The organism is Roseibium aestuarii (assembly GCF_008477545.1).
In the GTDB taxonomy this organism is placed as follows: domain Bacteria; phylum Pseudomonadota; class Alphaproteobacteria; order Rhizobiales; family Stappiaceae; genus Roseibium; species Roseibium aestuarii.
This window is the reverse complement of the sequence record NZ_VORA01000002.1, coordinates 943,256-960,783: the sequence shown is the minus strand read 5'-3', so window position 1 is coordinate 960,783 and position 17,528 is coordinate 943,256. Positions and strand designations below refer to the sequence as shown.

At 64.9% G+C, this 17,528-nt stretch carries 13 protein-coding genes and 1 tRNA gene; 5 read left to right on the top strand and 9 right to left on the bottom strand.

Features of this window, described 5'->3' with window-relative positions:
* The first annotated feature begins 74 nt into the window (after positions 1-74).
* Both FR728_RS12905 and FR728_RS12900 read left to right on the top strand, forming a co-directional pair.
* A tRNA-Met gene (locus tag FR728_RS12905) sits at positions 75-151 on the top strand.
* Between the two features lie 484 nt (positions 152-635).
* A complete protein-coding gene (locus tag FR728_RS12900) occupies positions 636-1,136 on the top strand; it encodes an Lrp/AsnC family transcriptional regulator (RefSeq protein ID WP_149893048.1) in 501 nt (166 codons plus the stop codon).
* Positions 1,137-1,255: 119 nt separating this feature from the next.
* Here the strand turns inward: FR728_RS12900 and FR728_RS12895 are convergent, their stop codons facing one another.
* The 9 genes from FR728_RS12895 to FR728_RS12855 form a co-directional block, all read right to left on the bottom strand.
* Positions 1,256-2,257, bottom strand: coding sequence for an EamA family transporter (locus tag FR728_RS12895; protein WP_149893047.1), 1,002 nt, complete (start codon positions 2,255-2,257; stop codon positions 1,256-1,258).
* A 431-nt stretch (positions 2,258-2,688) separates the two neighbouring features.
* Positions 2,689-3,789, bottom strand: coding sequence for a class I SAM-dependent methyltransferase (locus tag FR728_RS12890; RefSeq protein WP_149893046.1), 1,101 nt, complete (start codon positions 3,787-3,789; stop codon positions 2,689-2,691).
* Positions 3,777-5,327 (bottom strand): amino acid adenylation domain-containing protein, encoded by a 1,551-nt coding sequence (locus FR728_RS12885; protein ID WP_188318890.1) that lies wholly within the window; start codon positions 5,325-5,327, stop codon positions 3,777-3,779. Before FR728_RS12885 ends, FR728_RS12890 begins: the two co-directional genes overlap by 13 nt.
* A gap of 566 nt (positions 5,328-5,893) precedes the next feature.
* Positions 5,894-6,097, bottom strand: coding sequence for a formate dehydrogenase subunit delta (locus FR728_RS12880; RefSeq protein WP_149893044.1), 204 nt, complete (start codon positions 6,095-6,097; stop codon positions 5,894-5,896).
* A complete protein-coding gene (gene fdhD / locus FR728_RS12875; RefSeq protein WP_149893144.1) occupies positions 6,087-6,917 on the bottom strand; it encodes a formate dehydrogenase accessory sulfurtransferase FdhD in 831 nt (276 codons plus the stop codon). Before fdhD ends, FR728_RS12880 begins: the two co-directional genes overlap by 11 nt.
* 98 nt (positions 6,918-7,015) lie before the next feature.
* The gene (fdhF, locus tag FR728_RS12870; protein WP_208998807.1) at positions 7,016-9,877 is read right to left on the bottom strand and encodes a formate dehydrogenase subunit alpha; all 2,862 of its coding nucleotides are present in this window, start codon (positions 9,875-9,877) and stop codon (positions 7,016-7,018) included.
* Between the two features lie 77 nt (positions 9,878-9,954).
* Positions 9,955-11,484 carry a formate dehydrogenase beta subunit gene (locus tag FR728_RS12865; RefSeq protein ID WP_149893143.1) on the bottom strand — a complete coding sequence of 510 codons (1,530 nt, stop codon included), beginning with the start codon at positions 11,482-11,484 and terminating at the stop codon, positions 9,955-9,957.
* A 20-nt stretch (positions 11,485-11,504) separates the two neighbouring features.
* Positions 11,505-11,981: a formate dehydrogenase subunit gamma gene (locus FR728_RS12860; RefSeq protein ID WP_149893042.1), complete on the bottom strand. Its 477-nt coding sequence runs from the start codon at positions 11,979-11,981 to the stop codon at positions 11,505-11,507.
* Positions 11,982-12,070: 89 nt separating this feature from the next.
* Positions 12,071-12,973, bottom strand: a complete 903-nt coding sequence (locus FR728_RS12855; RefSeq protein WP_149893041.1) for a LysR family transcriptional regulator — start codon at positions 12,971-12,973, stop codon at positions 12,071-12,073.
* Positions 12,974-13,292: 319 nt separating this feature from the next.
* On the opposite strand from FR728_RS12855, the gene FR728_RS12850 reads away from it, so the two are divergent.
* From FR728_RS12850 to FR728_RS12840, 3 genes are read left to right on the top strand one after another with little or no spacing between them, the layout of a single operon-like run.
* Complete coding sequence (locus tag FR728_RS12850; RefSeq protein WP_149893040.1) at positions 13,293-13,985, top strand: response regulator; 693 nt, start codon at positions 13,293-13,295, stop codon at positions 13,983-13,985.
* Between the two features lie 46 nt (positions 13,986-14,031).
* Positions 14,032-15,195: an FIST N-terminal domain-containing protein gene (locus FR728_RS12845; RefSeq protein WP_149893039.1), complete on the top strand. Its 1,164-nt coding sequence runs from the start codon at positions 14,032-14,034 to the stop codon at positions 15,193-15,195.
* Positions 15,192-17,432: a hybrid sensor histidine kinase/response regulator gene (locus FR728_RS12840; protein WP_149893038.1), complete on the top strand. Its 2,241-nt coding sequence runs from the start codon at positions 15,192-15,194 to the stop codon at positions 17,430-17,432. Before FR728_RS12845 ends, FR728_RS12840 begins: the two co-directional genes overlap by 4 nt.
* Positions 17,433-17,528 lie beyond the last annotated feature (96 nt).

Genomic DNA, 17,528 nt, shown 5'->3' with positions numbered 1-17,528 from the left:
AAGGTGTGGGAGAGTAGGTCGCCGCCAGGCCTGCTAAACGCAATCAATTCTCTTCAACAAATCCTCCGACATAACGCGGGATGGAGCAGCCCGGTAGCTCGTCAGGCTCATAACCTGAAGGTCGCAGGTTCAAATCCTGCTCCCGCAACCAATCAAAAATACCCGCCCAAAAGGCGGGTTTTTTGTTTGGTAACGGGATCCAGCCGAGATCCTCACGCCGGCCCCCTCAAGGAGGGCAAAGCCCGACGCAGAAGGGCAAAAATGACAAATCCTGCGACACAAACCAAAATCCATATAGAAGAATACCATCAGCCTCGCCAAAAGCGGGGCTGTCTTGCGTTTTAAGGACCACCAAAACTTAACAGCCCAGAAACCCAGCCTCTGGAAGAAAACCCGCCCTCGTGGCGGGTTTTTGCGTTTGAAGGGGGAGATTTGATGCTGGATCGGGCGGAAGCCTTTCACCTATCCCGAGGCCGCTTGAGCAGTAATGGGAATGCTACAAGCGGCATAGATTGCGGTAACCGAAATGTCCCGTTCGGGGCGTTTTGGTTTGAAGGGAGCGGAGCGGTCGGATATCCTTCTGTGAATGGATCCGGCGCAGATCGGGTCGTGCAATCGCCAACAAGCAAGTCCTGATGCCCCGGCCCGTTCCTTCCGAGAAGATTTCGCTCACCGACACGGATCGCAAGATCCTTGACATTCTGTCCCTGGACGGATCGATCAGCTATGCGGCCCTTGGGGCTGCGGTCGGCCTGTCGTCGACGGGGGCCCATGAGCGGGTGAAGCGGCTCAAGGAGCAAGGGGTCATCAAGCGCATTGCCGCGGTGATCGAGCCGCGCAAGATCGACCGGAGCTTCCTCTGCTTCGTGCGCCTCAAGCTGTCGGATGTCGACAAGCGCGGCAAGGCCGAGCAGCTGATGAAGATCAGCGAGATCGAGGAAATCCATAACATCGCCGGGGAATACTCCATCCTGTGCAAGATCCGGTCCAAGGATACGGAGCACATGGAGCAGGTGTACAACGAGATCTACAAGATCCCTGGCGTGGTGCAATCCGAGACCACGGTTGTCTTCGGAACCTTCCTCGAACAGCCCATGCGCCTGTCCAGCGACGAGGATGATGGGGCCGAGGCCTGAGGCCGCGCACCGCGTCTCGTCATCCGGCAGCCGCCACGCCGCAGCCTGACGGGCGATGGCCCGACCTGCGCTTCTTCAGTTTCCGGGAACCAGCTCTTTGACGCCTGTCAGCCTCGAGGCTAGAGGGGATTGCGGAGCCTTGCGACCTGGGCCGTCGTGACGGGAGCGCTCGTCGAGGCACCGTTGCGGGCGAGGCGGGCGCGGTTGAGCTTGTTGGCGATGAAGATGCCGATGCCCGTCCAGACCAGCAGGAACATGATGAGCGAGGGCAGGCCGAAGGGCTCGCGGTAGTAGAAGACCGCCAGAAGGAAGTTGAAGGTCGGCGACAGATACTGAATGAAGCTCATGGTCACCGAGGGCACGTTGGTCGAGGCGTAGCTGTAGCACCACATGGGAATGACATTCATCAGGCCGATGAAGATCAGAAGGGCCGTCTGGGTCGGGGTGGTGGTGACGAAACCGACCAGGGTTCCCTCCGCGCCCTTGGCAGCCAGATAGGCGAGCGCTGGAACGAGCAGCAGACCGAATTCGATGGTGATGGCGACCTGGCTCGGGACGCGGACAAAGCCGCGCTTGAAGATGGTGTAGCCCGCATAGAACAGGCCGAGCATCAGTCCGTAGACCGGGAAGTGCCCCTGGGTGGCGAAGGCGTAGATCAGGATGCCGGTGAAGGAGACGGCGACCGCCAGAAGCGATCCGCGATCCGGCTTCTCCTTCAGGAAAACCACCCCCATGAGGGCAGTGAGGACGGGACCGAGGTAATAGCCGAGGCCAGCGTCGAGAATGCGTTCCGACACCAGGCAATAGACATAGGTCAGCCACCAGCCGGCGAGAATGCCGGCGCAGGCCGTCAGCAGGGCGACGGTCCGCAGGCTACGGAGGGTCTCGATCAGGCGCGGGCCCTGCCGGGACACGAGGAGCGTGACCGGAAGGAGAAAGACCACGGACCAGAGCACCCGGTGCGCGATGACCTCGAGGATGTCGATGGAGGCGAGGGGCTTGTAGATGAAGGGATAGACGCCCCAGATCAGGCCGGCTGCGATGCCGGTGTATATTCCCTGTCGCGTCTGGTTGGCCTGTTCCGACTGCAGCTGGTGATGGCCGGACCCGTCCTTCGTCATGATGCGCCTCGACTTTCTCGTTCCCCGATCCCCGGTTGTGCTGATGTTCCTGTCTTGTCGTGTTCTGTCGTGCCGGGCCCGCTTTTCGGGCTCTTGCTGCTCAGGCGGGCCTGATCTTATGTCGGGTCCCGCTCGGGGCGGCTAGAGGCCAAGTGGGAGACTTGCTCCGGCCGAGCCTTTGTCTTTGTGGCCTTCATCCGCTGTTGCGGTTGGAGCCGGTCCGGTGCCTGTAACGCGGGCGAATGCGGGAAAGGGGAGAAACGTCGCTTGTCTTGCACTCCCCTTCGACCCTGCAAGGGGCCGGAGGCCTCAGGGGCGCGCTCCGGATTACCCGGGGTTCCCCGAAAGGGCCCGCCGGAGGGGTGGGCTCACTTGAAGCAGACCAGGCTGATGATCTGCCTCAACCCCTCCGACGGAAGGTGGACGGGAGGTCAGGCCTCCCGAAACGGCTTCTGGGCAGTAAACAGGTAACGGAACTGTTGGATCCCTGCCTCATATGCGGCTTCATCGTGACGGAAGACGAAGAGCTCCTCGAAGCCTTCCGCGATGAAGTCGTCCCGCAGACTGTCGAGCACGCGGAGCTTGCTGGCCCAGTGCTGGTTTTCCTCGGCGCTGAAATCGACCGCCCGGTAGTCCCCGAAGACCTCGCGCAGGATGACGGCGAGTTCGGTCAGATCCGGGCGCCAGGTGTCGCTGGTGAAGGAACGCTTGGGGAAGGTGCGGAAGATCGCGAGCTTGCCGCCGGGCTTCAGGGCCTCGTGGAAGTCGCGGATCGTCTGGCGCTGGTCACGGGTGAAATAGATCGTGTCGATGGACACGATATGATCGAAGCTTTCGGGCTCGAAATCGATCTGCTGGAGATCCATGCGATGGAATTCGAGCGGCAGATCGCCGAGGCGCGCCCGCTCGGAAGCCTCGGCGATGGCGCTGGCTGCCAGATCAATCCCGACCACCTGCGCGCCGGTCTTTTGTGCCATGTAGGTGGAGATCAGCCCGTAGCCGCAGCCCACGTCCAGCAGCCGGTCACCGGCTTCCGGGGCCAGAAGATCGAGCATGGCGTCGAGCTGGGTGAAGTCGGCCATGCCGTGCTGGCCATAGTTCTCGCCATAGACCTGGCGGCAGAACTCCGCGTGGGCCTTCGAGCGCAGAGCCTGGGCATAATAGCTCTCGTAGGCGGCGTTGCGCATCGCCTGCTTGTCCGGATCGTTGTAGCGCAGGAGATACTGGATCTGGGTCTCCTTGCCGTCGATGCTGAAGGGCTCGACCGCCTCGTGCTGCAGGCGCGGATTGCTGCGGATGTAGTCCGCCAGCCCGCCCAGGGTCGGGTTCTCGACCAGTGCCGAGAGCGGCAGGCAGATGCCGTGGTCTTTCTCGAGCTGGCTGACGAAGAGCATGGCCTTGAGCGAGTGGCCGCCGGACTGGAAGAAGTCATCCGCAGGAGCGGCCGACGGCACGCCCAGGGTCTCGATCCAGAGCGGAGCCAGAAGGTCGATGATCGTTTCCGTCGGCGACGGGGCGGTCAGCGTGGACATTTCGTTTGGGCCTCCCAGGCATTCAAGAGAGCGGTCCGGTCGATCTTCTGGTTTGCCGTGAGCGGCAAGGCGTCGACCATCAGCACATGCGACGGCACCATGTGGGCTGGCAGCCTGGCGCCGAGGGCGCTGCGGATCTGCTCGGCCGTCATCGGAACGCGGGTGACGACGGCTGCAAGCAGGTCGCGCGTCGCCCGGTATTCGATGCTGGTGACATGAGCCGAGGCCACGCCGTCCAGCGACTTGAGCGTGCTTTCCACCTCCCCGAGTTCGACCCGGTGACCGCGGATCTTCACCTGATCGTCCTTGCGGCCGATGAAGACGAGGTCTCCGTTGTCCCGCGGACGGGCATAGTCTCCGGTGCGATAGATCCTTTCGCCGGGGCGGAAGGGAAGGGAGCAGAAGGCGCGCTGGGTCAGCTCGGGCCGGTTCAGATAGCCGGAGGCGACCGAAGGACCGGCGATGAAGATCTCGCCGCTGGCGCCCGGCGGCACGGGTTGAAGCGTGTCGTCGAGCAGCAGGATGTCCATGTTGTCGATGGGGCGACCAATGGAGACGGATCCGTCCTGATCTCTCAGCGGATCATAGACGTGATGCATGCAGCCGACCGTGGCCTCTGTCGGGCCGTATTCGTTGATCAGCTGGACCTTTCCTCCCATGCGGGAGTGAACCTTCGCGGCGAGGTCGGAGGTGAAGTCCTCTCCGCCCACGATGATCCGCGAAATGCGGCTGGTCGCGGTGACCAGCTCTGCAAACACCTCCAGATAGGCGGGGGTGATCTTGAGGACGTCGACCCGATTGTCCGACAGGATCGTGCGGATCACGAAGGGATCGTTGATCCCGTCATAAATCTCGATCGTGCCGCCGCGCAGAAGGGGCGGAAAGATGCAGGTCGCCGTGAAGTCGAAGGACAAGGGCGAGTAGAGGGCAAAGCGCTCGGGACCGCGCGGTGCATAGGCCTCGGCCGCCCAGTGGCAATAGTTGGCGAGATTGGCGCGGCTGACCACCACACCCTTCGGCTGTCCGGTGGAGCCGGAAGTGTAAATGACATAAGCCGGATCATCCTCTTCCACGAGCGCGCCATGGGCAATCGCCAGATTGCCGGACGGGGTGATCTCGTCGACGGCGATGGCGCTTGCGGTCGTGTCACCGGGGAGGCGGGAGAGCAGCGCGCTTGTGCCCAGGATGGCAGTAGCGCCACTGTCGGTCAGGAGAAAGGCGAGGCGCTCTTCCGGCAGGCGCTGGTCAAGCGGCAGATAGGCCGCGCCCACATGCAGGATCGCCAGCAGGCTGGCCACAAGGTCGAAGCCGTGGGGTTGCAGAACCCCTACAACCGCTCCCCTGCCGATGCCGGCCTGGATCAGGGTTTCGGCAATGGTCGACATGCGCTGCACCAGGTCATCGCAGGTCCAGGTTTCATCCCCTTGCGAGAGCGCGGGATTGAGCGGATTACGCGCACAGGTCTCCAGAATGCAGAACAGCACGTCCGATGTGACGGACGATATGTCTTGAGCTACGGTTCTGGTCAGCAGTGCCATGATCCCCTCCAAGGATGACATCCTATGATATGATCAATATCCGGATATTGTACAGTGATAAGCGAAAAAAATATGACAGCATCCCGCATATGTCCCTGTTTGCCGGATGGAAACATACACGCAAAGGTGGTGTTTGCGGGCTCTGTCACCTGACCGCTGGGGCGGGTCAGATTGGGGCGCGAGTGGCGGCCAGCGCCCCGTTCTCAAGGCAGATGGCGGTATTTATTCCGGGTCGCGCGCAGGCGTCTGGCGGAGGTGTCCGGGCTGCTGCGACTAGGGGATCAGGAGCTGGCAACCCGAATTGCAACCAGAGCGCGTTCCTGTCTTTTTTGCGGATTTTTTGTCACCGATCCATTCGCAAGCGCAAATGGCGGGCGGAAGGGGGCATTTTGGCAAACGCATGCCGGTGCCGTCGCGCGGGGCAGGTGCCACGGCGCGGCCGGACGAGAGCCGGAGCGGAACGCTCTCAGCGTCGATTCGCAAGGGTCGCAGCCGTCACGCTGAGCCCGGCACTAGGGTCGCGGCAGCCAGGCAACCCCAAAAAACGGCGCGGGCCGATTGTGGTGTCAGAGGCGGCGTGCGGCTTCGATCACCGTGGCGTCGAGGCCAGCGCCGCCGGTTTCCACGTGGGCGATCAGCTGTTCGCGCATGCGTGGTTCCCAGAAATCCTTCAGGTGGGCGGCAATCCGCTCGGCCTGGTCGCTGCCGCGCTGGCTCTTGAAGAAGGTGGCGATCTGGTTGGCCATGTAGACCATCTTCTCAGGCGACATCACTGTCCTCGTGGCGAATGCGATGCGGGTGGGCGTAGAGATCGAAGCCGGAGCCGCGGGCAAAGGCGGCCAGGGTGATGCCGCAGCTTTCCGCCAGCCGCTTGGCATGGGCGGTCGGAGCGGAGACGGCGATCAGGCAGGGAGAGCCGGCGAAGGCGCATTTCTGCACCAGTTCAAGGGACACGCGGCTCGTCAGCACGAAGGCGCCATCGGCAGGTGAAAGGCCGCCCCGGGCCAATGCGCCGATCAGCTTGTCGAGGGCGTTGTGGCGGCCGACATCTTCCCGGGCGAGCACGATGCCCTTGCCCGGAACAAGAAAGCCGGCGGCATGAACGGCGCCCGTCTGGTCATAAAGGGGCTGCATCCGGCGCAGCTGCTCCGTCGCGCCGGCAACCTCGGCGCGGCTCAGGGTGAGCGTGGTGCCGATCACCGGCAGGTCCCTGAGCGCCTGGTCCAGACTGTCGAGCCCGCAGAGGCCGCAGCCGGTGGGGCCAGCCATGACGCGGCGGCGCTGGTGCAGAGCGTCGGCCCGCTCGGCGCGCAGCCACATGCGGGCCTCGATTCCGTTCTCGTGGGCGACGGGCTCGAAACTCTCGATCTCGTCCGCATGGGTGACGATGCCTTCGCTCAGCGAGAAGCCGACGGCAAAATCTTCGATGTCATCAGGCGTGGCGAGCATCACCGCGTGGGAGGTGCCGTTATAGACCAGGGCCACGGGCACCTCTTCCGGCAGGGTGCGCGAAATGGCCCGGCGGCCATCGGCCTGCTGGGTCACGCCCTGTTCGCTGGAGGCGCGGGAAAACGCCGGTCCTGTGGTCATCGGTCCTTCCTCGCCCGCGGCGCCCGGCTGCTCTGCGCCGCGCCAGCCCGCATTCGGGCGGGGCAGGGCAGACAGGCGCAGGGCGGCGCGGACCTTGCTCATTCGGCGGCCGGCAGGATGCGGCGGGAGCGTGTGGCCTGGGCCGCATAGTCTTCCTGCCAGTCGGTCGGCCCGTTGGACGGGCTGACCTGCACTGCCGTCACCTTGTATTCCGGGCAGTTGGTCGCCCAGTCGCTGTAATCGGTGGTGATCACATTAGCCTGAGTGTCCGGGTGGTGGAAGGTGGTGTAGACGACGCCGGGGCTGACCCGGTCGGTGATCTTCGCCTTGAGCGTGGTCTCTCCGGACCGGCTGGCGAGCTTGACCCAGTCGCCTTCCTTGATGCCGCGCTGCTCGGCGTCATGGGGATGGACCTCCAGACGGTCCGCATCGTGCCAGATCACGTTGTCCGTGCGCCGGGTCTGGGCGCCCACGTTATACTGGCTGAGGATGCGGCCGGTGGTCAGCAGCAGCGGGAAGCGCGGTCCGGTCTTCTCGTCGGTGGCCACATATTCGGTCAGGATGAAGCGCCCCTTGCCGCGCACGAAGCCCTCCACATGCATCAGCGGCGTGCCGTCCGGATTGGCGTCGTTGCAGGGCCACTGGACCGAGCCCTTCTGCTCCAGCAGCTCATAGGTGACATTGGCAAAGGAGGGCGTGGTGGCCGCGATCTCCGCCATGATCTCAGACGGGTGCTCGTAGGACCATTCGGCCCCCATTGCATTGGCCAGCATCTGAGTGATTTCCCAGTCCGCATAGCCGTTCTTCGGTGCCATCACCTTGCGCACCCGGTTGATGCGGCGCTCGGCATTGGTGAAGGTGCCGTCCTTTTCCAGGAAGGACGAGCCCGGCAGGAAGACGTGGGCGTAATTGGCGGTCTCGTTCAGGAAGAGGTCATGCACGATGACGCAGTCCATCGCCGCCAGGCCCGCGGCCACGTGCTTTGTGTCCGGATCTGACTGCAGAATGTCCTCGCCCTGGCAATAGAGCCCGCGGAACGTGCCGTCGACGGCGGCGTCCAGCATGTTGGGAATGCGCAGGCCCGGCTCCGGGTCGATGGTCACGCCCCAGGCCTTCTCGAAGATGGCGCGCACTTCCGGCAGCTTCACATGGCGATAGCCGGGCAGCTCGTGGGGGAAGGAGCCCATGTCGCAGGAGCCCTGCACATTGTTCTGGCCGCGCAAGGGGTTCACGCCCACACCCTCGCGGCCGATGTTGCCGGTGAGCATGGCCAGATTTGCGATGGCCATGACCGTGGTCGAACCCTGCGAATGCTCCGTCACGCCGAGGCCGTAGTAGATTGCCCCGTTGCCGCCGGTGGCAAAGAGCCGGGCCGCGGCCCGCAGCTCTTCCGCCGGCACGCCGGTGAGAAACTGGGTGGTCTCCGGGCTGTGACGCTCCTCGGCGACAAATTCCGCATAATCCTGGAACTCGTCCCAGTTGCAACGGTCGCGGATGAAGGCCTCGTCATAGAGCCGTTCGGTGACGATGACATGGGCGAGCGCGGTCACGACCGCGACGTTGGTGCCCGGACGCAGCGCCAGATGGTGCGAGGCCTCCACATGGGCGGAGCGGACCAGGTCGATGCGGCGCGGATCGATGACGATCAGCTTCGCCCCCTGGCGCAGGCGCTTCTTCAGGCGGGATCCGAAGACCGGATGACCGTCGGTCGGGTTGGCGCCGATGACGATGACCACGTCCGTCTTCTCGACGCTGTCGAAGTCCTGGGTGCCGGCGGAGGTGCCGAAGGTCTGGCCGAGGCCATAGCCGGTCGGCGAATGGCAGACACGGGCACAGGTGTCCGTGTTGTTGTTGCCGAAGACCGCGCGGGCCAGCTTCTGCACCAGGAAGGTCTCCTCGTTGGTGCAGCGGGACGAGGTGATGACCCCGATGGACTTCGGACCGTAAGCCTCCTGGATGCCGCGCATGCGGTTGGCGGCAAAGGTCAGGGCCTCCTTCCAGGAGACCTCGCGCCAGGGCTCGTCGATGCGGTCGCGGATCATGGGCGACAGGATGCGGTCCTTGTGGCTGGCATAGCCATAGGCAAAGCGGCCCTTGACGCAGGAGTGGCCGCGATTTGCCTTACCGTCCTTGTAGGGGACCATGCGCACCAGCTCGTCGCCGTTCAGCTCGGCCTTGAAGGAGCAGCCGACGCCGCAATAGGCGCAGGTGGTGACGACGGAGCGGGTGGGCGTGCCCTTTTCGATAACGGACTTTTCCTGAAGGGTCGCCGTGGGGCAGGCCTGAACGCAGGCGCCGCAGCTCACGCAATCGGACGACAGGAAGTCGTCAAAGGCAGCCCCCGGGCTCACCCGGCTGTCGAAGCCGCGGCCCTCGATGGTCAGGGCGAAGGTGCCCTGCACTTCCTCGCAGGCGCGCACGCAGCGGGAGCAGACGATGCATTTCGCCGGATCATAGGTGAAATAGGGGTTGGAGCTGTCCTTCGCCTTGTAGAGCGGGTTGGCCTCTCCGGAGGTGTCGCGGGCGCTAAAATGATTGGCGAGGACGGGCGCCTGCGGCGCGGTGTAGCGCACGTCGCGCAGGCCCACCGCACCGGCCTGGGTCTGCAATTCGCAGTCGCCATTAGCGGAACAGGTGAGGCAGTCCAGCGGGTGGTCGGAGATATAGAGTTCCATCACCCCCTTGCGCAGCTTCTGCACCTTGCCGGTCTGGGTGTGGACGACCATGCCCGGGGCCACCGGCGTGGTGCAGGAGGCGGGCGTGCCGCGCCGTCCCTCGATTTCCACCATGCAGAGGCGGCAGGAGCCGAAGGCGTCCACCATGTCGGTGGCGCAGAGCCTGGGGATCTGGATGCCCGCTTCCATGGAGGCGCGCATGACCGAGGTGCCTTCCGGCACGGTGACCTCGAACCCGTCGATGGTGAGGGTCACCGGCTTGCCGGTTTTCGGCGGGGTGCCCATGTCCCGGTCGTCGTGCCGGGCATCTGCAACCTTGCGGCCGTCGATCAGGTCGGCATGCGGGGTGCCTGCATGAACGTTCATTCTGCAGCCTCCTTGAAGGGCTTTGCGGCGCCGGGGAAGTCTTCCGGGAAATGGGTGAGCGCGGACATGACGGGGAAGGGGGTGAAGCCGCCGAGAGCGCAGAGCGAACCATCCTTCATCGTCTCGCAGAGATCGGTGAGGAGCGGGATGGCCTCCGCCTCGCCGGCGGCGATCCGGTCGATGGTCTCGACGCCCCGCGTGGAGCCAATGCGGCAAGGGGTGCACTTGCCGCAGGATTCAACGGCGCAGAATTCCATGGCGAAGCGGGCCATCTTCAGCATGTCGACCGTCTCGTCGAAGACGACCAGCCCGGCGTGACCCACAAGGCCGCCCGCCTTGTCGAATTCCTCGTAGCCGAGCGGCGTGTCGAAACGGGAGACGGGCATGTAGGCACCGAGCGGACCGCCCACCTGCACGGCGCGCACCGGACGGCCGGAGCGGGTGCCGCCGCCGATCTCGTTGACGGCCTCGCCGAGGGTCATGCCGAAGGCGGTCTCGAACAGGCCGCCATGTTTCACATTGCCCGCGATCTGAAGGGTCACGGTGCCGCGCGAGCGGCCAACGCCGAAGCTGGCGTAATGCTCTGCGCCCCGTTCGAAGATGACCGGCACGCTGGCCAGGCTGATGACATTGTTGACCACGGTCGGCTTGCTGAACAGGCCTTCCAGCGCGGGAAGCGGCGGCTTGGCGCGCACGGTGCCGCGCTTGCCTTCCAGAGAGTTGAGCAGCGAGGTTTCCTCGCCGCAGACATAGGCGCCCGCGCCCATACGCACCTCCAGCTCAAAGGCGTGACCGCTGCCGAGAATGCCGGACCCGAGCACCCGGTTCTGGTTGGCAATGCGGATCGCCTGTTCCAGGATGCGGATGGCGTCGGGATATTCGGAGCGCACGTAGATGTAGCCCCGGGTGGCGCCAGTCGCGAGGCCGGCGATCACCATGCCCTCGATCAGGGAGAAGGGGTCGCCTTCCATGATCATGCGGTCGGCGAAGGTGCCGCTGTCGCCCTCGTCCGCGTTGCAGACGATGTATTTCTGCGGGGCCGGGGCCAGGCGCACCGTGTCCCACTTGATGCCGGTTGGGAAGCCCGCGCCGCCGCGGCCGCGCAGACCGGAGAGCTTCATCTCGTCGACGATCTCTTCCGGCTTCAGGGCCAGCGCCCGGCGCAGGCCGGCAAGGCCGCCATGGGCCTCGTAGTCGGCGAGGCTCACCGGGTCGATCAGACCGCAGCGGGCAAATGTCAGCCGGGTCTGGCGGGCGAAGAAGGGGATCTTCTCGACCGGACCGAGGCTTTCCAGGGTGCCGTTTAGCAGGGCGTCCGCCTGTCCGGGCGTGACATTGCCATAGGCCTGGCGGCCGTCGCCGCGATCCACCTCGACGAGGGGCTCGAGCCAGATCATGCCGCGGCTGCCGTTGCGGATCAGCTCGATCTCGAGGCCTGCCGCCTTGGCCGCAGCCCGGATGGCGTCCGCCACATCATCGGCGCCAAGGGCGCGGGCGGCGGTGTCGAGGGGCACGTAGATCTTCATGGGCGGATTGAGGTGAGTGCTCATGCGCCCGCCTCCGCGAGAAGTCGGGTCAGGCGGGTCTCGTCGAGGTGAGCGAGGGGCTTGTCATCAAGGAGAGCAGCCGGCCCGCAGGCACAGAGCCCGAGGCAATAGACCGGCTCGACCGTGACAGCGCCATTCGCGGTGGTGCCCGGGCGGTCGAGACCGAGCCGGGCGAGGGCCGCCTCTTCCAGCGCGCGGGCGCCGACCGACTGGCAAGCCTCGGCGCGGCAGATCTTCAGCACGTGCCGGCCATGGGGCTCGGTGCGGAAATCCGGATAGAAGCTGACGACCCCATACACCTCGGCGCGGGTGATGTTCAGCTCATGGGCAATGGTCTGGAACCCGGTCTCGGGAATGAAGCCGAACTCATGCTGCAGGTCGTGCAGGATCGGCAGCAGCGGCCCCTCGCGGTGCAGATGACGTGCGACGACGGCGCTCACCTCCGCCTCTGTGGGGGCGGTTCGGGGTGCGGACATGCTTCTCTCCCATGTAACCTCCGGCACAGGATGCGCCTGTCACATGGAAAATCAATATCGCTGTTCCGTTATTTGATTGAGAAATTCTATCAAGCGGCCGGAGGCGTTCGGCAGGTCGAGATGGTCCGGGCCGCGCGCAGGAGGGATTGCACGACCGGGGTATGCGGATCCCGGTGGGGGGCGATCAGGCCGACCACGTGATCCTTGCGCGCACCGTCGAGGGGCACGGCGGCGAGCGGCTTTCCCTGGATCAGGAACTGGGCGATATCGGCCGGCAGGACGGTGACCCAGTCACCGGCCAGAACATTGGCGACGAGAACGACGGTCGAATTGCTTTCGATCCGGGCATCGGGTGCGATCCCGGCCTCCGAGAGGTTGCGGTTGATGATCCGCCGGTTCTGCATGGCACCGGTCAGCAGGCACAGGCGCTGGTCAGCCAGATCGGCCCAGCCGACGCTCTTGCGGGCGGCGAGCGGCGTGTCGGCGCGGCAGACCAGCCGGTAGGCCTCGCTGTAGAGGGGCTCGGAGCTGACGCGGCCCAGCGGCTCGTTGTCGAGATAGGTCAGCCCCGCATCGACCTCCAGATTGTCGAGCATCGACAGGATCTCGGCCGACGTGCGGGAGAGCACCGTGAAGCGCACGTTGGGATGGCTGGCGCTGAGCTCCGAGGTGAGGCGTGCGGCCCAAGTCAACGCGGTGGGAATGACCGCGATGCGCAGGTGTCCTGCGAGCCCGTGCCGGGAGGCCTGCATCTCCTCCTTCAGCTGCTTGGCATCGGCCACGATGCGCCGTGCCCAGGCCAGCGCGCTCTGCCCCTCGGGTGTGAGGCCGCCGTAGCGCGAGCCGCGGAAGATGAGCTGGACGCCGAGCTGCTCCTCCAGCTGGCGGATGCCCGTGGACAGGGTGGGCTGAGTAATGCCCAGGGTCAGGGCGGCGCGACCGAAATGCTCCTCATTGACCACGGCAATGAACATTTCCAGCTTGTCCAGCATCGGAATTCCCAATCGAAAGAGTGTCTTTCAATCGGAAATACCAAAGAAGTCGGACGCCTGTCACCTGCTCTGTCAGAAGGTCTTTTGCTGTTCATCTTGCCGCAGGGCAGCGTGAATGACTTGCGCTGCACAACGTGAAGTGTTTGCCGCATCGTTAATTCCATGCAACCATAACTTTACGGAGTGATGAAATTCACCCCCGGGAGGAGGTGCACGGGTCGGCTCGTGCATTCGGGGGAGGATGGACGGCACCTCCGAAAACGGCGCAAGAAGCGCCGAAAAACCACAAGAAATCGGAGGTTCTTCAGGGAGGGAAGCCATGTCGCGAGCGGTCGCGTCCGGTCATCATCTTACCGTAAAGTCAGCGCTCGTCATCGATGATCATCCGCTTTATTGCGATGCTCTGGCCATGACGATGGAAGGGATCTTCAACACGCGACGGATCCGGACGGCCACCTGTCTGGAAGAGGCCCTGCGTCTGCTCAGGGCGCCCTATTGTCCGGATCTGGTGATGCTGGATCTCAACCTGCCGGATGTGTCCGGCACCAGCGGGTTCATCAAGATCAAGCGGCGCATTCCCGATGTGCCGGTCATCGTCACCTCGGCCGTGGCCACCGACGCAGTGATTCATGCTGTGATGCAGGCCGGCGCCACGGGCTTCATCCCCAAGGATATCGGCCGCGAGGCCTTCAAGCAGGCGATGATCGATATCGGCGAGGGCAAGATCTATCTGCCGCCCGGTTACAGCCGCACGGCGAGCACCGCCCTGCCGGAGGACACGTCCGGCGATGCGATTTCGGCGAAGATCGCCAGCCTCTCCGCCCAGCAGACCCGCATTCTAAGCCTGATCTGCGAAGGCAAGCAGAACAAGATGATCGCCTATGAGATGCAGCTCGCCGAAGCCACGGTGAAGGCCCATATCACGGCGCTTCTGCGGCGTCTGGGGGTGCGCAGCCGCACCCAGGCCGCGCTCATGGTGCGCGAGGTGTCGATCCGGCACAGCCTGCAGTGAGGGAGCACACGACTGTGAGGTCGCTGCCGGGGACAAAGAGGGCGCCGTGACGACACTGGAGCAGAAGCCGCCGGAGACGATCCGGATCGCGGTGTCGCGCTCGCCTGATCCGCAAGCGGCGCTGGCGGAGATTGCGGCGCAGATCGCTGATCTGCGCACCAGTTTCCTGCTGTTGCTGGTGCCTGCCCATCTCGACCTGAAGCTGATGCAGGAGGAGCTTGCCTCCGGCCTGCCCGGGCGAACGGTCTTTGGCTGCACTACAGCGGGGCAGATCACCGGCCGGGGCTACGAGGCGGAGGCGCTGGTCGCGCTCGCCTTTCCGCGCACCCAGTTCCGGGTGGCCTCTCATCTCTTCCATCCGGTTGCCCCGGTGTCGATTGCCGATGTGGTGGCGCAGACCGAACGGGTCGTCGACAGGTTCCGGCCGACGCCCGGTCGCCGGCGGCTGGCGCTGGTCTTCACGGATGGCCTGTCGAAACAGGAGGACATCCTGGTCGCAGCCCTGGAGGCGGGTCTGAAGGACATTCCGGTCTTCGGCGGGTCCGCCGGTGATGGTCTCACCTTCCGGCAGACCTTCGTTCTTCATGACGGGCGGTTCCACAGCAACGCCGCCCTGCTGCTCCTGCTGGAGACGCCGCTGTCCTTCCGGGGCGTCGGCTTCGATCACTTCCAGCCGACGGAAAAGCGCATGGTGGTGACGAAGGCCGTGCCGGAAGAGCGGCTCGTGCTGGAGATCAACGGCGCGCCGGCGGCGGAGGAATATGCGCGGCTGGCGGAGGTGCCGGTCGCCGAGCTGTCGCCCATCGTCTTTGCGGAAAATCCCGTTCTCGTGCGCAACCGCAATCTCTATCACGTGCGCGCCATCCAGCAGATCCAGGGGGGATCGGGGCTGACCTTCCTGTCCGCCATCGATGACGGCCTGCTGCTCACGCTCGGGCGCGGCAAGGAGATCATCCGCACCCTCGACAGCAGTCTGGATCTGACGGGAGAGGGCGGCGAGGAACCGGACTTCATCCTCGGCTTCGACTGCTATCTCCGGCGGCTCGAGATCGAGCACAAGGGGCTGGGTGCCGAGGCCTCCGACAAGCTGCGCCGGCACCGGGTGGTCGGCTTCAACACCTATGGCGAACAGCATCTCGGCGTTCACGTGAACCAGACCTTTGTCGGCGTCGCCTTCTTTCCCGGCGGCGCGGTGAGCGGGGTCGCATGATCGATCCGAACGAACCGCTCGAGGTCCAGGTCGTCCGGCAGGCGCGCATCATCGAGGCGCTGATCGGCCGGGCCGAGCGCAGCCACGAGCTGGGGGGGAGCGCCTATTCCCTGTTTCAGTCGGCCATCGCCCTGCAGGCGGAGGTCTGGGAAAAGACCCGGACGCTGGAAGAAGCGCTGGACACTCTGGGGCGGGCCTCAGGCGAGCTGGAGGTCGCCTATCGCAGCCGGGAACGGACGGAAAAGACGCTTGCCGACGTGATGGTGGCCATGGAAGGGGGCTTCGCGCTGTTTTCCGAGGACCGCCTGCAGGTCTGCAACCGCCTGTTCCGCCAGTTGTTGCCGGATGTGGAGCCGCTGATCCAGCCGGGGCTTCTGCTGGAGGATTTTCTCGAGGCGCTGCGCACCAGCCGGCATGTGCGCCGGGAAGGCGGGCGCGACGCGGATGCGCTGATGCAGCTGTCGACCCGCCGGCGCCTGTCCTCCTTCATCATTCCGCTGCGCGGCGAACGGTTTTACCAGCTGTCCCTGCGCAAGACGGGAGCGGAGACCACCGCAGTCCTGCTCACCGAGGTGACGGATATCGTCCGCCAGAACCGGCAGGAAAAGCGTCTGCTCATCGAGGGGCAGGAGCATTTCCTCCAGACCACCTTCGACCATCTGGCGCTGGGCATCTGCACCTTTTCCGCCAGGGGCGAGGTGCAGGCCAGCAACGAACGTTTCGCCGAACTGCTCGCCCTGCCGCTCTCGCTGCTTGCCAAGGGCGTCAGCCTGACCCGTCTGGTGGAGCATCTGGAGAGGCACGGCATCCTGCAGGAAGAGGGTGTGCGACTGGTCTTCCCCGGCTGGTTCAAATCGGTGCTGCGGGGCAGGCGGGTGCAGAGACTGGTCCGCCGCAGCGACGGATTCGCGCTGGATCTTCAGGCGCATGGATTGCCGCGCGGGGGCTTCGTGGTGACCGTGATGGATGTCACGGCGCAGACCGAGGCGGCCGACCTGCTGGAGCGGCGGGTGCAGGAGCGCACGGCGGAACTGACCGAGGCGAACCGGCAGCTGCAGCGCCATGCGAAGGAGCAGGCCCAGACCGAAGACGCGCTGATACAGGCCAAGGAGGCGGCCGAGGCGGCCCATGTCTCCAAGACCCGGTTCCTGGCGGCGGCCAGCCATGATCTGCTGCAGCCGATCAACGCGGCGAAACTCTATATTTCCACTCTGCGGGAGACGGTCGGCTCTGACCGGGCGCGGGACACGGTGGATCGTCTGAGCCGCTCCTTTGCCTCCATCGAGACCCTGCTTCAGTCCTTGCTGGAGATCTCCCGGCTCGACAGCACAGGGGCGGAATTCAACATCACCAGCTTCTGTCTGGAGGAGCCCTTGCGCTCCCTGCAGGAAGACCTGGCGCCGCTCGCCGCCCAGAAGGGGCTGGCGTTGCATGTGGAGCCGAGCAGTGCCTGGGTCCGCTCCGACCGGCGCTACCTGATGCGTTCCATCCGCAATCTGGCGGTGAATGCGATCCAGTACACCCAGAGCGGCCGCATCCTGATCGGTTGCCGCCTGCGCGGACAGGAGATCTCCGTGCAGGTCTGGGACACGGGCGTGGGCATCTCGCCGGAGAACCAGACGCGGATCTTCGAGGAGTTCACACGGCTGGGCGAAGGGGGCGGGGGCAGCGGAATGGGGCTCGGCCTGTCCATCGTGCAACGGGCCTGCCGGCATCTGGGCCACGAGGTGCGGCTTCAATCCCGGCGCGGCCGGGGGTCGATGTTCGCCATCGACCTTCCCATGGTCCGCCGGCCGGGCGAGATGCGCTCCGTGAACCGGGCCCAGCCGGTCGAACCCATGTCGCCCCATGGCGGGCTCGACCTGATCATCCTGGCCATCGAGAACGATCCGGACGTACTGCACGCCATGACCCAGCGGCTCGACAGCTGGGGGGCGGGTGTTCTGGCCTGCGCCTCGACCGAAGAGGCGCTGACGCTGATGGAAGACATAGGCACGCCGCCGGACATCATCATTGCCGATTATCAGCTCAACGGGGAAGACACGGGCGTTCAGGCGATCCGGGCCCTGCGGGCGGCGGCCAGGGTGGAGGTGCCGGCTATCGTCATCTCGGCGCGCAGTTCGAAGGACCTGTTGCAACTGGGGCGGGACGAGGCGTTCTCGGTGATGAAGAAGCCCGTCAATCTGCCGCGCCTGCGGGCGCTGATCGACTGGAAAACGCGGCCTCAGGTGGCCTGAGATCCGGCGAGCCGCAGACTTTGGTCGGCAGTGACTCCGTTTCTGCCTGCGCTCATCCTGACAGGCGAATGACTGGTTCTTGTGCGGGGAGGAAAG

Bases quoted from the DNA above. Each gene is read 5' to 3' on its own strand.
- FR728_RS12900 (WP_149893048.1), top strand. From the start codon at position 636: ATGCCCCGGCCCGTTCCTTCCGAGAAGATTTCGCTCACCGACACGGAT.
- FR728_RS12895 (WP_149893047.1), bottom strand. From the start codon at position 2,257: ATGACGAAGGACGGGTCCGGCCATCACCAGCTGCAGTCGGAACAGGCC.
- FR728_RS12890 (WP_149893046.1), bottom strand. From the start codon at position 3,789: ATGTCCACGCTGACCGCCCCGTCGCCGACGGAAACGATCATCGACCTT.
- FR728_RS12885 (WP_188318890.1), bottom strand. From the start codon at position 5,327: ATGGCACTGCTGACCAGAACCGTAGCTCAAGACATATCGTCCGTCACA.
- FR728_RS12880 (WP_149893044.1), bottom strand. From the start codon at position 6,097: ATGTCGCCTGAGAAGATGGTCTACATGGCCAACCAGATCGCCACCTTC.
- fdhD (WP_149893144.1), bottom strand. From the start codon at position 6,917: ATGACCACAGGACCGGCGTTTTCCCGCGCCTCCAGCGAACAGGGCGTG.
- fdhF (WP_208998807.1), bottom strand. From the start codon at position 9,877: ATGGGCACCCCGCCGAAAACCGGCAAGCCGGTGACCCTCACCATCGAC.
- FR728_RS12865 (WP_149893143.1), bottom strand. From the start codon at position 11,484: ATGAAGATCTACGTGCCCCTCGACACCGCCGCCCGCGCCCTTGGCGCC.
- FR728_RS12860 (WP_149893042.1), bottom strand. From the start codon at position 11,981: ATGTCCGCACCCCGAACCGCCCCCACAGAGGCGGAGGTGAGCGCCGTC.
- FR728_RS12855 (WP_149893041.1), bottom strand. From the start codon at position 12,973: ATGCTGGACAAGCTGGAAATGTTCATTGCCGTGGTCAATGAGGAGCAT.
- FR728_RS12850 (WP_149893040.1), top strand. From the start codon at position 13,293: ATGTCGCGAGCGGTCGCGTCCGGTCATCATCTTACCGTAAAGTCAGCG.
- FR728_RS12840 (WP_149893038.1), top strand. From the start codon at position 15,192: ATGATCGATCCGAACGAACCGCTCGAGGTCCAGGTCGTCCGGCAGGCG.